At 71.9% G+C, this 15,996-nt stretch carries 9 protein-coding genes; 5 read left to right on the top strand and 4 right to left on the bottom strand.

The window, feature by feature from the left end; genetic code table 11:
* Positions 1–28: 28 nt before the first annotated feature.
* The 3 genes from ACWDR3_RS08135 to eccD all read right to left on the bottom strand — a co-directional run bounded on the left by ACWDR3_RS08135 (position 29) and on the right by eccD (position 3,799).
* Positions 29–499: a helix-turn-helix transcriptional regulator gene (locus ACWDR3_RS08135; RefSeq protein ID WP_450351626.1), complete on the bottom strand. Its 471-nt coding sequence runs from the start codon at positions 497–499 to the stop codon at positions 29–31.
* Positions 500–886: 387 nt separating this feature from the next.
* Positions 887–2,368 carry a type VII secretion protein EccB gene (gene eccB / locus ACWDR3_RS08130; RefSeq protein ID WP_450351625.1) on the bottom strand — a complete coding sequence of 494 codons (1,482 nt, stop codon included), beginning with the start codon at positions 2,366–2,368 and terminating at the stop codon, positions 887–889.
* Positions 2,369–2,383: 15 nt separating this feature from the next.
* A complete protein-coding gene (eccD, locus tag ACWDR3_RS08125; protein WP_450351624.1) occupies positions 2,384–3,799 on the bottom strand; it encodes a type VII secretion integral membrane protein EccD in 1,416 nt (471 codons plus the stop codon).
* Between the two features lie 346 nt (positions 3,800–4,145).
* Between eccD and eccCa the strand changes: the two genes are divergently transcribed.
* Positions 4,146–8,180 carry a type VII secretion protein EccCa gene (eccCa, locus tag ACWDR3_RS08120; RefSeq protein ID WP_450351694.1) on the top strand — a complete coding sequence of 1,345 codons (4,035 nt, stop codon included), beginning with the start codon at positions 4,146–4,148 and terminating at the stop codon, positions 8,178–8,180.
* A gap of 275 nt (positions 8,181–8,455) precedes the next feature.
* Here eccCa and ACWDR3_RS08115 read toward each other — a convergent pair whose 3' ends face one another.
* Positions 8,456–9,658: a S8 family serine peptidase gene (locus ACWDR3_RS08115; protein ID WP_450351623.1), complete on the bottom strand. Its 1,203-nt coding sequence runs from the start codon at positions 9,656–9,658 to the stop codon at positions 8,456–8,458.
* A gap of 173 nt (positions 9,659–9,831) precedes the next feature.
* Between ACWDR3_RS08115 and ACWDR3_RS08110 the strand changes: the two genes are divergently transcribed.
* From ACWDR3_RS08110 to ACWDR3_RS08095, 4 genes are all read left to right on the top strand, one after another.
* On the top strand, positions 9,832–12,840 hold the full coding sequence (locus ACWDR3_RS08110; protein WP_450351622.1) for a hypothetical protein: 3,009 nt from the start codon (positions 9,832–9,834) through the stop codon (positions 12,838–12,840).
* Between the two features lie 357 nt (positions 12,841–13,197).
* A complete protein-coding gene (locus tag ACWDR3_RS08105) occupies positions 13,198–14,871 on the top strand; it encodes a hypothetical protein (RefSeq protein WP_450351621.1) in 1,674 nt (557 codons plus the stop codon).
* Positions 14,872–15,143: 272 nt separating this feature from the next.
* Positions 15,144–15,506 (top strand): WXG100 family type VII secretion target, encoded by a 363-nt coding sequence (locus ACWDR3_RS08100; RefSeq protein ID WP_450351620.1) that lies wholly within the window; start codon positions 15,144–15,146, stop codon positions 15,504–15,506.
* A 61-nt stretch (positions 15,507–15,567) separates the two neighbouring features.
* Positions 15,568–15,879 carry a WXG100 family type VII secretion target gene (locus ACWDR3_RS08095; protein WP_450351619.1) on the top strand — a complete coding sequence of 104 codons (312 nt, stop codon included), beginning with the start codon at positions 15,568–15,570 and terminating at the stop codon, positions 15,877–15,879.
* Positions 15,880–15,996: the final 117 nt, after the last annotated feature.

The following is a 15,996-nucleotide window of genomic DNA, read 5'->3' as shown; positions in this document are numbered from 1 at the left end:
TACGCTCGACGGAGTCGGTCCACCCACCTCAGAAGATCCCGACGCGTATCGCGTACGCGACGGCCTGCGTCCTGTTCTTGACCTTCAACCTCTTCACGGCGTCATGGATGATCCCTTTTATCGTCCGCTCCGAGTAGCTCATCTTGTCGGCGATCTCGACGGTGTTGAGCCCCTCGGACAGCATGCGGAGCACCTCGATCTCGCGTACGAGGAGCCCGCCCTTCTTCGCCAGATCCGTGAGCGTCTGCTGTCGCTGCTGATAACCCAGCTCGGCGATCAGATGGCCCAACAGGTCGTCCGGCATGTGGCTGCGGCCCGCACTGGCCTTGATGATCGCGTCGACCAGCTGGTCGAGGTTCGAGTGCCCTCGGTACAGGAAGCTGGTGAGGCCGTACTCGATGGCGAGCGTGAGCTGTCGCTCGGTGATCCGGTCCGCCATCACCACCACCGGGACCGGTGGACCCGCGGCGCGCGCGGCATCCTGTCTCAGGACCCTCATCCACTCGTCGTTGAGGGTGTTCAGCAGCAGGACGGAGACGTCCGCCGCGGGCGGCCCTTCGGGGGGAGCGACGTCGACGCGCGAACACGACTGCAGGTAGGCGGTGGCCGCATGCTCCAGGATGGCGTCACTTGCCCTCAGAACGACAGAGACCGGAGCGCTCGACGCGTCACCCGTTCCATCCGCTCGACTCTCACACACCTGGCATTCCCCAAACAGAGCTGACTGCATGGCGCGAGGACGTGGGGTCCCGCGCATGAGGCCGATGTGGCCCATGAGCACGATATGGCTGCCCTGTTGCGCAGAGCTTCCGTCAAATGACCGAGTGGAGCTTCGGCGTATGCGTCTGCCTTTGCCGCACTTTGGGTGACTTTCAAGCAACCCCGGTCAGCGCGCAGTGCAGCCCGGTGCGGTGCTGGTCGTCGCCCGGCCGGCGATCGCGTTCGCCGGTGACAGGTCGGGGCCGGTGGGCAGCATGCCCAACAGCGCCGAGGGCAGGCCTCGGGCGTCGGACAGGTCGTAGCCGAGATCCGCGGCCGCCTCGGCGGACGGCACCAGGTACTTCATGCCGGTCTCGGTCACCAGGTAGGTGGCGTCGCCGACTTGGCCGCCGCCGGCGCCCAGGGCCCGGACCAGGCTGCCGCCGTCCGGCGGTACGGCCACGGCGTCCATCGGCAGACAGGCGGGCCCCACCGGGGACTTGGCGCCCGCCGGCAGGGCGCCCGCGTCGATCAGGGCGACGCTGATGCTGGTGCCCACGCCGCTCGACCCGCTGTCCTTGCCGCCGGCCGCCTCCAGTCGTACGCAGGCGGCCTGGGTGGCGGCGACGGGCAGCAGCGCGGGCGGTGTGGACGGCAGGGCCCGGCCGGCCGACTCGACGTCCGAATCGCCTTGCACCAGTACGCCGTTGAGGGCGTCCGCGGTGATGGTGACGGCGACGGGCGCGTCACCGCCGTAGGCCTTCTCCCGGACGCCGGGGCCGCTGAGGGACAGGGCCGCCTGGGTGGGGGTGAGCGGGACCAGGCCGGTGCGGAGCAGGAGGTAGTAGCGCTCCGAGGTGCCCGGGGTCTGGACCACGAAGACCTGGCCGAGGCGGGTCGCGTGGCCGTCCAGCTCGGGGCCTTTCGCACCCTGGCCCGCGACGGCCGGCGCGCCCAGGTCGGCGCCGGCGGGCAGTGCGTCCAGGAACGCGGCGGAGACCGGCAACGGTTCGGTGGCGCCGTAGCCGAGCGCTTCGGCGGTGGCGGTGCCGGATGCCAGGCGGTAGCGGTTTCCGCGCCAGATCAGGTACGACGTCTTGTCCGGGCCGCGGACCAGCAGGGACTGGTCGGCCGCCAGGCCCGCGCCGGTCGTCGAGCCGTCCACCACGAGGGTCGTCGACGGGGTGTGTTCGCTGCTGCCGGTGGTGCGGGTCGCGGCGCACACCTCCCAGCGGCCGGTGTCCAGGCTGTCCGCGTCCGGCAGTGTGTCGGGGGCACCGGGGATGCCGACCGCGCTGCCGCGGGGTGTGTCGGCCAGTGACTTGGCGGGGACCGTTCTGGTGGCCAGTTCGGTGCCCACGATCAGGCGGGCCGAGGCGTAGTTGCGGACCGGGCGCAGTGAACCGTCGTAGAGATAGCGGTTGCCCGTGCCGCTCTCGACGATGAGCGCGTTGCCGTTCTGCCAAGTGGTCGAGCCGCCCGGGGAGATGAAGCCGAAGATCAGGAAGCCGATGGCCACCACCGCGCCGAGCGCGCCGCCGATCGCCATACCCCGGTTGGTGCGGCGGTTGGGGCTCTCCAGGGCGTCCGGGTCGGTCCGCATCAGGCCGGTGGTGAGCCGGGAGACGACGAAGCGGTGCGCCTGCACCTGGTCGCGTCGAGTCTGCATGGTGACGTTTCGCCCTCAGCCCTTGATTCCGCGCAGGTCCGCGTACACGTCCAACACCCAGAGCACGGACGGCAGCAGACCGATCGCCGCCGCCGACTGGAGGAGGTCGCCGGCCCGGCCCCAGTACGGCAGCAGCCGGCGGCCCGGCACCGACCACAGGACGATCGCGACGGCCACCGCGGCCAGCAGCATCACCACTGCCGTCAACTGCCCTTCTGCGCCTGTCCGCAGAGCCGCGCACACCGTGAGCAGCACCGCGCCGAGCGCGCCGGGTACCGCCAGCGCGAGGCGTTGCCAGGCGTTGCCGAGGTTGCGGCTGTGCAGCAGGAGCACCGCGGACAGCAGGCCGCCGGTGAGCAGTTGAGGGGTCGCCGTGTGCCGGGCCAGGCCGGCGAAGCAGCCGGCGCAGACCACGCCGACCGCGAGGTACAGGCCGGTCATCCACTGGTCGGTGGCCGCCGAGCGGGCGGTCAACTCCTCGCTGGGGTAAGGGTCGATGCCCTCCTGCAACTGCTCGGCGTTGGTGGGCAGCGGGGGCAGCCGCAGTCCCGACAGCGAGAAGGAGATCATGGGGACGAACGCCCCGAAGATGATCACGGGCACGGACACTCCGGCCGCCGCGCCGTCGACGTCGACGTCCATCGACAGCATCAGCAGGCCGCCCAGTACGCCGGCCACCGCGACCAGGATGCCCGGGGCGAACGCCACCGGGAAGGTGCCGACCACGGTCATCGCGAGCGCGGTGAAGATGCCCCAGGCCGCCGCGCCGGCCAGCCAACGGGCGCCGGTCACATGGGCGTCGGCGGCACCGGTCGCGCCGCCCACGAGGAGTGCGCCGGCCAGTGCCGCGAACGGGCCGGTGGCCAGGCCCAGCAGGGTCGCGCTGGGCAGGTCGTCGAGCACCCGGGCCGCGGCGCCCGCCCCGGCCAGGAGCAGCAGCGTCGCCCCGGCGCACACCGCGGCCCGTCCGTCGCGGTCGCCGTCGGACAGTGCCAGCAACGCCAGCACACCCATCAGCACCGCGGTCAGGACGGAGCGCAGCGCCCATCGACTGACCGTGGGCGACCAGGAGTTGGGCAGTCCGCGGATGGTCGCCGAGACGCCGTCCACCAGGTTGTCGAACCGTACCGGCGGCAGGGTCTCGGTCGCCGGGCGGAGCAACACCACGTCACCGTCGTGCAGTTCGAGCGACTGCAAGGTGCCCTCGGGGTCCAGCGGCGGGCCGCCGATGCGCTGAAGTGCCCAACCGCCGTGTTCCAGACCGGCTTCGTGCAGATCGTCCCCCGCGTAGCCGACGATCACCGGCAGCAGGTCCGCGAGCGGAATGTCGGCCGGGACGGCGAGGTCGAGCGACTTCTCCGGGGCCCGTACGGTCAGCCGGCACAGGCCCGACGACGTACCGGGCAAGGCCGCCACCGAACTCTCGCTCATCAGGGTGCCCACTCCTTCGACTTGGCATGGGGTGCGTTCGGGGCGTGCGAACGCGGCGACTTGGCAGGAAACGGGAACGAACAGTGACTCGGCGGCCGACAGGTATGGCTCAGGAACCGACCCGTGCCGTGCACATGGGCCCAGTCAACCGTGAGCATCGCAGGTGTCGACACTTCCGGTGCGCCAGGTGCACGAAGGGGCACAGGACACTGACCCAATGGGCGACGGTCGCTCCCAGCACGTGATGCCTGCCAGGGGATTTACCAGACTCACCCCTGGGCGTACCTCATGTGCTCGGCATGCCCGGTCGGTCTGTTCGAAAGCCAGAGGTGACGTTCCCGTGAGTGTGGTGTATTTCCGCCGGTCGGCCCGCCGCAGCGGACCCGAGATGCCCACGGGCGACCTCTCGCTCCAGGAACCACCGGTGGTCGCCGAGCCGACTCCCGGTGGCGGCAGCATGATGACGTATCTGCCGATGGCGATGATGTCGGGCGCCATGGTGCTGCTGTACATGCGTCCCGGCTCCACATCGAGTCCCATCACCTACCTGATCGTCGGGGTGATGGTGGTCGCCATGGGCAGCATGCTGGCCGGCCAGATGATGCGGTCGGGTGCCGAGCGCAAGCACAAGCTCAAGGGTTCCCGGCGTGACTATCTGCGCTATCTGGCCGGGGTGCGGCGACGGGTGCGGCGGGCCGTGGCCGAGCAGCAGAGCGCGCTGGCCTGGCGGCATCCCGATCCGGCGGTGCTGTGGTCCTTCGCCCGCAGTCCCCGGCTGTGGGAACGCCGGACCGGTGACGAGGACTTCGCGGAGGTGCGGCTCGCGGTCGGCGACCAGCGCCTCGGGCTGCGGCTGACCACCACGGCGAGCAAGCCGGTGTCCGACCTGGACCCGCTGACCGCGCACGCGCTGCGCGCCTTCATCAATGCCTACTCCACCGTGCCCGACCAGCCGATCGCCGTGTTCCTGCGCACCTGGGCCCGGGTGCTGATGCGCGGCGACCGCGAGCAGGTGCTCGGCACGGCTCGCGCCCTGATCGCCCAACTCACGGTGATGCACGCCCCGCAGGACCTGATGCTCGCCTTCTGTGTGTCCGCCGAGCGGCGCGCGGACTGGGACTGGGCCAAGTGGCTGCCGCACAGCCTGCATCCGTACGAGACCGACGGGGCAGGCCCGACCCGGATGTTCGCGAGCACCGGCAACGAGCTGGAGGAGTTGCTCGGCGCGGAGTTCACCGAGCGGCCGGCCTTCGACGTGGCGGCGACGCCCAGCAAGGAGGAGGCGTTCACCGTCGTCGTCATCGACGGCGGTCAACTGCCCGCTGGGCACCGGTTCGACCGGGCCGGCGTCCGCAACTGTGTGATCCTCGATCTGTCCGAGACGCTCAGCTGGCGGCCCGGGCGTACCGTGCTGCGGCTCGAACTGAGCGACGGCGAGGTCGCGTTGGTGCGTACCGACCGCAACCGCAAGGAGGCCACCACCTTGCTCGGCCGGGCCGACTCGCTCGGGCCCGCCGCGGCCCGGTCGGTCGCCGCGATCCTGGCGCCGATGCGGACCGGCGACCTCGGCGAGGAGACCCGCCCGCTGGAGTCCGACATCCAGCTCACCAGCCTGCTCGGCATCGCCGACCTGCACCGCCATGACCCGGTGACCTACTGGCAGCGCCGGTCCGTCTCCGAGTCGGGCCGGCTGCGGGTGCCGATCGCCGTGGGCGCCGACGGGCGCCCGGTGGAGCTCGACATCAAGGAGTCGGCGCAGGGCGGCATGGGTCCGCACGGCATGCTGATCGGCGCCACCGGTTCGGGCAAGAGCGAGCTGCTGCGCACCCTGGTCCTGGGCCTGGCCCTGACCCACTCCTCCGAGACGCTCAACTTCGTCCTCGTCGACTTCAAGGGCGGCGCGACCTTCCTCGGTCTGGACGAACTCCCGCACACCTCCGCGGTGATCACCAACCTGGCCGGCGAGGCCGCGCTGGTCTCCCGGATGCAGGACGCCCTGCACGGCGAGATGATGCGCCGTCAGGAACTGCTGCGCTCGGCCGGCAACTACAGTTCCGCGCTGGAGTACGAGCGGGCCCGCGCCGCCGGTACGCCGCTGGCGCCGCTGCCCAGCCTGTTCGTGGTCGTCGACGAGTTCAGCGAACTGCTCGCCGCGCACCGGGACTTCATGGATCTGTTCGTGATGATCGGGCGCCTGGGCCGCTCGCTCGGGGTCCATCTGCTGCTGGCCTCGCAGCGGTTGGACGAGGGCCGGATGCACCAGCTGGAGGGCCACCTGTCCTACCGGGTCGGGCTGCGCACCTTCTCCGCCATGGAGTCGCGCGGTGTGCTCGGCGTCCCGGACGCCTACGAACTGCCGCCGCAGCCCGGCAGCGGGTTCCTCAAGAGCGGCATCGAGGCGCTGACCCGGTTCCGCGCCGCGTACGTCTCCGGCACCTACCGCAAGCGCTCCGGCGCGATCGCCCCCGAGCAGCTGGCCGGACAGGTGGTGCCGTGGACCGGTGAGTACGTCGCCGCCCGGCAGGCGCCCGTGCCCGCCCCGGAGCCGGCCCGTGACCCCGCGGTGAGCGAACCCGAGGGCGGCGCGGGCTCGTTGCTGGCGGTCGCCATCGGCAAGCTGCGGGACGCCGGTCCACCGGCCCACCAGGTGTGGCTGCCGCCGCTCGACCAGCCGCCCACGCTCGACCAGTTGCTGCCGCCGCTGACCCCAGATCTGGACCTCGGCCTCAGCACCGCGGACTGGCCGCGGCGCGGCCGGCTCACCGTGCCGGTCGGCATCATCGACAAGCCCTTCGAGCAACAACGCGACCTGATGACCGTCGACTTGTCCGGGGCCGGCGGCCATGTCGCCATCGCGGGCGGCCCGCAGAGCGGCAAGTCCACGCTGCTGCGCAATCTGATCGCCGCGCTCAGTCTCACCCACACCCCGCGCGAAGTGCAGTTCTACTGCCTGGACTTCGGCGGCGGCACGCTGACCTCGCTGGCCGGGCTCCCCCATGTCGGGGGCGTCGCGGCCCGGATGGACCACGAGCGGATCAGCCGGACGATCGCCGAGATCACCTCGCTCCTCGCCCGCCGCGAGCGGCTCTTCCTCGACCACGGCATCGACTCCATGACGACGCTGCGGCGGCGCCGGGCGGCCGGTGAGTTCCCCGACGAGCCGCACGGTGACGTGTTCCTCGTCATCGACGGCTGGTCCACGGTCCGGCAGGACTTCCAGGACCATGTGCCGGTCATCAACCAGATCGCCACCAGCGGACTCAGCTACGGCATCCACCTGATGACCACCACCGCCCGCTGGGTGGAGCTGTCGGCGGCGGTCCGCGACCAGTCGGCGACCCGGCTCGAACTGCGCATGGGTGACGCGCTGGACTCCATGGTCGACATCCGGAAGGCCGGCAGCGTGCCCCGCTCACCGGGGCGCGGCCTGACCATCGACTCCAAGCTGCACTTCCTCGCCGCGCTGCCCCGGATCGACGGCGGGCAGGACGCCACCGACCTGGCCGACGGCGTCAGCGACCTGGTGACGGCGGTCGCGGAGAACTGGTTCGGTCCCGCCGCGCCTCCGGTGCGGATGCTGCCGACGCAGCTCAACGCGAAGGAACTGCCCGCGTTCACACGCGCGCCGGCCGGCTCCACGGCCTCCGGCGCACCGGACACCGCGCGCCGCCTCCGCATCCCGATCGGTGTCGAGGAGACCGAACTCGACACCGCCTGGCACGACTTCGCCGAGTCCCCGCACCTGGTGACGTTCGGCGACACCGAGAGCGGCAAGACCAACCTGCTGCGGCTGTTCGCGAAGAGCATCACCGAGCGCTTCACCCCGGCCGAGGCCCGCATCCTCGCGGTCGACTTCCGCCGCAACCTGATCGAGGCGATCCCGGAGGAGTACCGGCTCGGCCACGCGGTCTCCGTGGACCAACTCAGGGAACTGGTCGACGGCGTGGGCCGCGCCCTCAAGACGCGCGCCCCGGGCCAGGACATCTCACCCGCCCGGATGCGCCAGGCCGACTGGTGGAAGGGCCCCCGCCTGTTCGTGCTCGTCGACGACTACGACCTGGTCACGGCCCCGATGCGGACCCCCTTCGAACCCCTCCTGGAACACCTGCCGCTCGGCTACGAGATCGGCTTCCACATGGTGGTCGCACGGGCCGCGGCGGGCGCGATGCGCGGCATCAACGACCAGTTGGTCCGCCGCATGCTGGAGACCAACTCCCCCGGCCTGCTGATGTCCTGCCCGCCCGCCGAGGGCTACCTCTTCAACAACGTCAAGCCCCGCCTGCTGCCCCCCGGCCGCGGCCTGTACATCACCCGCCGCCGCACCCTCCAGGTCCAGACGGCCATGCTGGACCTGGAGGAGCGGGTGCCGGATCTGCTGTGAGAGCGGGAGCGGGGACGGGGTTTCGGCCGGCCCGGAGAGCCGGGGCGGGGGCCGGGCCTGCTGCCGTGGAGGCGGGGGCGGGCGACCGTCCTCATGCTGCGGGCCCCGGCGAACTCAGGGCGGGCGCCCGGCTCACAGCTGCGGGAACCGGGCCGGACACCTGGCCTACCGCTGCCGACGCCCGGCTGAGCACTCCGCCCGGCGGACGAGCCGGCGTAGACGGTCGGCAGACGGCCGGAGCCGCCCGGGGCCGGGCGGCTCGCCGCCGCGTCGAGTCAGGCGTCGGCCGTCGTGTGGCTGCGGCGGCGCCTCGCCAGGAGAACTCCCGCGCCCAGTACGGCCGCTGCCGCCACGGACGCCGTGAGGACGGCGTAGGCGCGGCGGGCCGGGGCGTGGTCCCGCACGACCGGAGTGAGGTGCACGGCGTGCGAAGTCCCGGGCTGGGCCGACGAGTTGGCGGTGGGCAGGACCGCGGACAGCGCGCCGTAGGGGTTCAGGCGCGGCACCTCGCCGGGGTAGGCGCCCGCGACGAGCCGGTCACGCACCTCGGCGGCGCTGAGGTCCGGGTAGTAGGCCCGTACGAGCGCGGCGGCACCGGCGACGAACGCGGCTGCCACCGAAGGGCCGTTGGCCAGGTAGTTCCCCTTGCCGCGCGGCCCGATACCGGTGATGCCCTGGCCCGGAGCGGCCAGGTCGGCCCGGGCCGGGTCCACCGCGCTGTCCGGCCGGGCCCCGTCGATGTCCAGGTCCACCACCGACAGCACACCCGGTCGGGCGGCGGGCCAGTACGTGACGGTCGGCCGCTCGGCGCCGTTGTCCGTCGAGGTGGCCGTCAGACCGTCGGAGACACCCGCGGCGACCACCAGCACATCGTGCTTCGCGGCGTACTCCAGCGCCGAGTCGAGCGCCCCGATGGTGCTCGGGAAGGACGGCGACACGTCGATCACCTCGGCCCCGGCGTCGGTCGCCGCGCGGATGCCGGCCGCCACCTTCGACTCGTTGGGTATGCCCGCGGAGTCGGTGCCGCTGACCGCGAGGATCCTCGCGGCGGGCGCCACCCCGCTGAAGCCGGTCCCGGCGCGCGGTGCCCCGGCGATGATGCCCGCGACGAACGTGCCATGTCCGACACAGTCCTTGGTCGCACCCGCACCCACTGGTGTCACCCTGCCGGTCAGGGTGGGAGCACTGGCCGACACACCTGTGTCGATGACGGCGACCTTGACTCCCGCGCCCTGGGTGAGTTGGTGCGCCCGGGTCAGTTCGAGGTTCTGCTGTGCCCAAGGTACGTCGGTCATCACCGTGTTGGACGCGGTGGTGCAGGACGTCCGGGTGAGGCCGAGCGCCGGCGGCATGACCGGCAGCCGCAGCGCGGGCGCGGTGGTGCCACCGGCGGAGGGCAACGGGGTCGGCGTACCGTCCGCGACGGCGGTACCGGTGGCGCACATCGACAAGGCCGCGGTGAGCACTACGGCGGGCACAACACCACCTGCGAACCGAAAACCTCGTATACCGCTGTCGGCCATACCAACTCCTGCCGGATCGCTTTCCATGCCCTTTGTTTTCGCGTGCTCAAATTCGCAGTCAGTATATTCCGAGAGATGAGGCCGACTAAGGTGCCGGAAAACTACCTCAAGAATCGAGTTGACGTCTTGTGAGCCCGCGCAAGCCGCGCCAGGGCGGCGCTCTGCACCTGACCGGCGCCAAGGGCGTCTACGCCGTGCACGCGGGCGGCGGGGTCCCCGACCAACTCGCCGGCGCGGCCCGGACTCTCGACTCGGTCACCGGCACCGGCGCCTTCCCCGGCACGGCCACCGTGCTGGTCGGCGCCGGCTTCAACGACGTGGACGCGCTCTGCGATGTGCTCGAACCGGCCCTGGAGGAGTGCCGGTCCGCGGGCACCACGCTGCTGCGGATGGTGATGTCCGGCGGCGCGATCGACGTGCCCGAACGCCCCAGCCCCGCCCGCCGGATCGCCGACAACTGGGGCCTGGACGTGCTCGCCCCGGCCGGCGTGGCCATGGTCGTGCCCGGCGGCACCCTGTTCGCGCCCGACCTGCCCGACGCGGTCGGCGGCTGGTGGCAGTTCTCCCCCGCCCGGCAGCCCCGCGGCCTCGGCCCGCGCCATCCGGTGCCCGGCTGGCAGAACGCGCTGGACCGGGTGCCGGCCGACAGCGCCCCGGGCTGCGTCATCGAGCACATCCCGGCGGGCCTGCTCATCCAGCCCGCCGGAGCGCCGCCCGAAGGGGTCGACGCGATCCGCTACGCCCTGCCCGTGGACCCCGAGGGTCCGGTGCTGCTCGTCAACACCGGCGGCTCGGCGCCGGTGCCGCCCGACGCCCTCGCCGACGTGCTGGCCGCGCTGCCGGGCTCGGTCCGCGGCACCGTACGCCTGGCCTCCTGCGACGGCAGCGACCTGCTCGCCCTGGGCCAGGAGGTTGCCGACCTGCTCGGTACGGAGGTGCAGGTCGCCAACGGCCTGACCGTGCTGCTGGACGAGCCGCACGCCACCGCGCCCGCACCGCGCCCGGCCGGCCGGTCCCGGGGCGCCGACGAGTCGCCGTGGGGCGGCCCGGGCCACGGCGGTACGGCCCGTACCGTGCTGCTCGACTCCGACGGCAACCCCTCCTGGCAGCCGTACGTACGGACCGTCACGTGCAGCCCGGCCGAGACCGGCGCGGCCCCGCGGATCAGCAACTGGCGTGCCCCGATCGGTGGTCTGCGCCCGGCCCCGGAGACCGGCACCCTGCTGCTCGACGGCGGGTGGCAGGTCACCGTCACCCGCGCGGGCCTGTGGATCGGAGCGCAGCGGGCCTCGCTGCCCGCGTCCTCGGCGGCCCGGCCGGCCAGGGCCGACCTGATGGCCATCGACATCGGCGTCCCCGGCGGGCGCCTGGACACCTCGCTCCTGGCACCGCTGGAGCATCTGCTCGCCTCGCTCCAGGACGACGTCCGCACCCACACTCTGATCCAACTCCTCGGCGAACCCGACCCCGAGACCCTGCGCGCCCTGCGCCGACTCGCCATCCGCCACGACCTCGCACTGACCTCACGGGAGACGTCCGTGTCGATGGCGGTACTGCCGGGGGGCAGGGGGCTTCCGACGGTGGCTCCGGGTACGGCTACGACCGGGGCGAGTGCGGCGAGTTCGGCAGGCACCGGAGGCTCGGTGGCCCAGGCGCCGGCGACAGCGAGGGTTTCCGAGCCTGTGGCCCCCGTCCCCTCGACGATCACGGCAGGTGCGGAGCCCGATCCGCTCCAAGGACAGGCCGTAGAGCCCCCCGAGCCGACGGTGCCCGTGCACGAACCGCCCGTACCCGCCGTGCCGTTGGGTGCGATCGGGGCAGACCCGGTCGCGATACGGCCGGACACGCGGCCCACGCTCAGCGGTGGTCCCGCGACTGCCTCCAGCGGCATGCCCGAGACGCGGGAGGCCACAGCCTCTGCCTCTGCCTCTGCCTCCACAACCGCCTCAGCGACCGGAGCCGGGGCGAGCGCCCTGCGTGTTGGTGGGGCGGAGCGGGAGCCCGTCGCCCGACCTGCCTCGCCTCCCGAGACGCCCGTCGCCGAAAGGGCGCCGTGGCCGCCGCCACCGCCGGCCCTGGACCCCGATGCCGAACGAGCGGAGGGCGGCTCGGAGGTCGGTTCGGAGGTCGGCTCGGACGTCGATGAAGAGGAACTCGCCCTGCCTGCCGTGCCGTTGGCCGGGCTGGTGAGCTCGCTCTCGCTGGGGGCGGAAGCCCCGGCGAGCGGTTCCGGCGAGTCACGGTCCGGCGGGGCCGAGGAGACGGGCGGCGAGGTCGGGGGCGACTCCGCGCTGCGGACCGTGACTTGGCTGCCGGTGCGGCCCTCGTACCGGAGTTCCGAGGCCGAACGTGACGCCGTGCGGGTCTACTTGGGTGAGCGCTGGGACCATCACGCGGGTGCCGTGACGCGGGCGCTGACCCGGATGCCGGCGCTGCGTGACAGCGAGCGCCCGGAGGAGGTCGCCGCCGATCTCGCCTCGTTGCACGCCTACTTGGCCGAGAGCGCCGACACCCGGCTCGCCCTGCTGGAGTCGCTGGAGGCGGGCGGCACCGAGCTGGTGCCGTTCCTCGGGTGCGTGGCCTCGGGCCTGCGCACGCTGCCGTCGTACCGTGGCGCCGCCGTGCGATCGGCCGGTGGTGTGCTCGGCGAGGCGGCCGAACTGCTGCTGCCCGGTGAGGAGTTGGGTGAGGCCGTGCCGGTCGGCGCCGTCGCCTTCGACAAGGCGTACCCCTCCGTGTCCGCCGACCACTACCTGATCTGGTCCATGACCGGCCGCAAGGCGGCCGCCGTACTGACCGAGCCCGAGGCGGGACCCGGTGCCGCGAGTGACAACTCCGGTACGGCGGAGGCTGGTTCAGCACCGGGTTCCGGCGTCCTCGCCGGGGAGGTGCTGTTCGCCCCCGGGACCCGGCTGCGTGTCCTCCAGGTCGTACAGCGGACAGGGGCGACCGTCGTGCTGCTGCGTGAACTCCCGGAGTCCGCGCCGCCGTCCGCGCCCGGCCTGCTGGACGACGCGGACAACTCCGTCCTCAAGCGTCTGCTCGGTCTCATCGACCTGTCCACGGCGGTGGGTTCGGGTGCGCGGTGGCCGCAGCAGTGCACCGGCGTCCTCGGGATGCCGGCGCCCGACGCCTGATCCGTACCCGGAGTGCGCCCTTCCCGTTCGGGCAGAACCTCCCGCTCAACAGGCAGCGTCCGGCCCTTCGCGTACCGGCGGTCACAGTCCGGAGCGAAGAATGACAGTGCGCGCCGGACGGCTCGTCGATCCGGGTCCTGGTCGCTTGACGTCCTGTGGGCCCGACCTCGTTCGGGTCCTGGCGAGGACCCGGGTGAGGCGCGTGCGGCCGCCGCTTCGTGGGGGGCGGCGGGCCGCTCGTACCGGTGGCGCTGCCGTGGGAGCCGTAGGCCCCGTGCCGGTTCTGGGCGGGGCCCGCTTCCCGTACGACTGCCACCTCGTCCCACCCACCGCACGCAAGACGATTGAGGAGGACAGATGGCCACAGAACATCCGGTGGGCGGCTCGCCGCCCGCCATCGGGTCCACCGTCTCCGGGTCACCGTCCATACGACGGGCTGTCGCGCTGCCCCTGAACGACGGCGACATCGGCTCGGGCGAGGCCTCGGCGCTCGTGTCGGCCACCCAGACGGCGAGAGCCGCGAGTGCCATGACCTCGGCCGCGCAGGTCCCGGCGGGGACTCTGACCAGCGTGACCGGCGGCCGGACCGACCGGGGCGGGGCCTCGGGCACCACCGCGGTCTCCGTCGCTTCGGCGACCGCCGTCGGCGCGGACGGCACCGCTCAGGCCGGGCGGCTCTTCCGGCCGCGTTTCCGGCCGCAGCAGGGCGGTGCCGGATCCGACGGGCCCGCCGCCCCGGCCCTGGCCGCCGTTCCGCCGGCGCACGAGGGCGACGAGGGCGAGGCCGTGGTCAACGGCTCGCTGGCCGAGGGCAGTTCGCGCAGGCGCCCGGGCCGGACCGCCACCGGGCACGGGCACTCCCCCAAGCTCGGCCGCTGGCCGATGGTGGCGGCCGCCTTCGCCGGCGCCGTGCTCGTCTCCGCGCCGTTCGTGCACAACAGCGGCAGCAAGAATGTGACGGGCCTGGAGAGCACGGGCAACGCCACCGCGGACGGCTACGCCAGCGACATGCCGACGTACGAGCCGAACGACGGTCCGGCGTCGCCGCTGGTGCCGGAGCCGGAGTCCGACACCCCGCCGGTGGCGTCCGGGAACGGCAGGAACTTCGTCGCCGCCAACGGTGACACCGTTGTCGACAACGGGACCGCCACGGTCCCCGGCACCTCGGTGAAGCAACCGACGTCGCGGAGCGGCGAGTTGCCGGCGGAGGGCACGGATCAGCCGGCGCAGGACGGGGAGCTGCCGGCGGGCGTGAAGAACGGGGTGCCGTTCAGCCTCGGGATCGCCGCCGGTTCGCCCTCGTCCGACCTGCCGGGCGGGCAGCTCGACGACTCGTCGTCCGACGGGTCGGACTCGCCCTACGCGGTGCTGCAGCCGCGGGTGGGCTCGCCGGTCACGGACCGGTCCGACGCGGTCGAACCCGCCGTGGCCGAGCCCGACTCGACCAAGACGAACACGGTCAAGTCCAACTCGGTCAAGACGGACTCGGTGAAGCCCGCCACGGTCAAGTCCGGCTCCACGAAGCCCGATTCGACCAAGACCGACACCGTCAAGTCGTCCGACTCGACCAAGTCGGACACGGTGAAGGCCGGTTCGGTCAAGCCCGCGACGGTGAAGTCGGACACGGCCAAGCCCACGGTCGCCAAGCCCACCGCGGTCAAGCCCGCCAAGCCGGCGAAGCCCGCCACTCCCGACTGGTCCACCAAGGTCATCAGCTCGACCACGGTGCTCAACCCGGGTGACTCGGTCGCGTCGAACCGGATGCGGATCACCCTGGGCAGCAACGGCAACCTCGTCATCTCCGACGAGAACGGTGTCGTCCGCTGGTCCTCGGGCACGTCGGGCTCCGGCAACCGCGCGGTGTTCCAGGCCGACGGCAACTTCGCGGTCTACAGCGCGGACAACCGGACGCTGTGGTCCTCGGGCACCGGGGGCAACGACGGTGCCAAGCTGGTGATCCAGGCCGACGGCAACGTCGCGATCCTCACGGCCGGCGACTCGACCCTCTGGGCGGCCGGCACCCAGCACTGAGAAATTCGGTACCCGGCAGGACTCCACCCCGGCGCCTGTCCTCTTCTCCGTTCGCGGAGTCGGGAAGGCGCCGGGGTGGAGGCATTTGCCGGGAGAGAACGGCCGACCGGAATTCTCATTCCCGTCGGTGCAGGGGGATTGCCCGTACGTGCAGAGCGGGCGGCGAGCAATCGGTACACATCTTTCACGAAGCTACTCTGGCCGGGGATATGAATATGGCGCGAAGAATCCCCATGCCCATATTCACCTGAGCCACTGAAGAGGAGATCGGTATGAGCCCTTCCGGCAACCTGCAGGAATCGTCCACCAGGACCTACAGCAACGCGATCAGCTTCCTGGAAGACGCCCGGACGCGCATGACCACCATCCAGGGTCAGGTCTCCGACGCCGCCGCGACGCTGCACACCAACTACCAGGGCGCGGACGGTCAGGCGTACGCACAGGTCATGGCGACCTGGTCGTCGGAGGTGGACCGCATCAAGAACACCTGCATGGCGATGGAGAACCAGCTCCGCAACAGCATGACGTCGTCCAACAAGACCCAGAGCCACAACAACGACATGGTGAACTCGCAGCTGAACCTGAGTGTCACCGGGTCGCCGGGCGACAACGTCTACTCGACGCTCACCACGTGACACCGACTCTCCCCGCACATCAGGTCACCCCGAACCGACCCACAACCTTCAGGAGCCTGCCATGCCCGCCGAAGACGGCATCTACATCGACCACGGTCAGGCGCTGACCTTCTCCGAGGAGATGCGGCAGCAGACCAGGAACATCGCTTCCATCGTGTCCGAGCTGGAGTCCAACCTGGCGGGCATCGTGGGCAGTTGGCTCGGCCCGGACAAGGACATCTACTACCAGAAGGTCCAGCCGACCTGGAACGCCGAGGTCCAGGCACTCAGCACCATCCTGGACAGCCACGCGACCACCCTGGACGAGGTGTCGGACAACTACAACCGCACCGTCCGGGCCAACGCCTCGGGCTTCGAGGAAATCCGCTTCTGAGCACTCGTCCGTCCGCACCGGGAAGACCCACCCGTATCCGGGGCCCGAGCCCCCGACGACATCCGGTCGGTTGTGCTTCCTGTGGGGGGTTTCGCGATATGGAGGTGGTGCACGTCC

The sequence above is a fragment of the Streptomyces sp. NPDC001002 genome (genome assembly GCF_053599215.1).
Note: the sequence above shows the minus strand (reverse complement) of the source record. Positions and strands in the feature narration are given on the sequence as shown.

Excerpts from the sequence above, each read along its gene's own strand:
- ACWDR3_RS08100 (WP_450351620.1), top strand. The coding sequence starts at position 15,144 with ATGAGCCCTTCCGGCAACCTGCAGGAATCGTCCACCAGGACCTACAGC.
- eccD (WP_450351624.1), bottom strand. The coding sequence starts at position 3,799 with ATGAGCGAGAGTTCGGTGGCGGCCTTGCCCGGTACGTCGTCGGGCCTG.
- ACWDR3_RS08095 (WP_450351619.1), top strand. The coding sequence starts at position 15,568 with ATGCCCGCCGAAGACGGCATCTACATCGACCACGGTCAGGCGCTGACC.
- ACWDR3_RS08105 (WP_450351621.1), top strand. The coding sequence starts at position 13,198 with ATGGCCACAGAACATCCGGTGGGCGGCTCGCCGCCCGCCATCGGGTCC.
- eccB (WP_450351625.1), bottom strand. The coding sequence starts at position 2,368 with ATGCAGACTCGACGCGACCAGGTGCAGGCGCACCGCTTCGTCGTCTCC.
- ACWDR3_RS08135 (WP_450351626.1), bottom strand. The coding sequence starts at position 499 with ATGAGGGTCCTGAGACAGGATGCCGCGCGCGCCGCGGGTCCACCGGTC.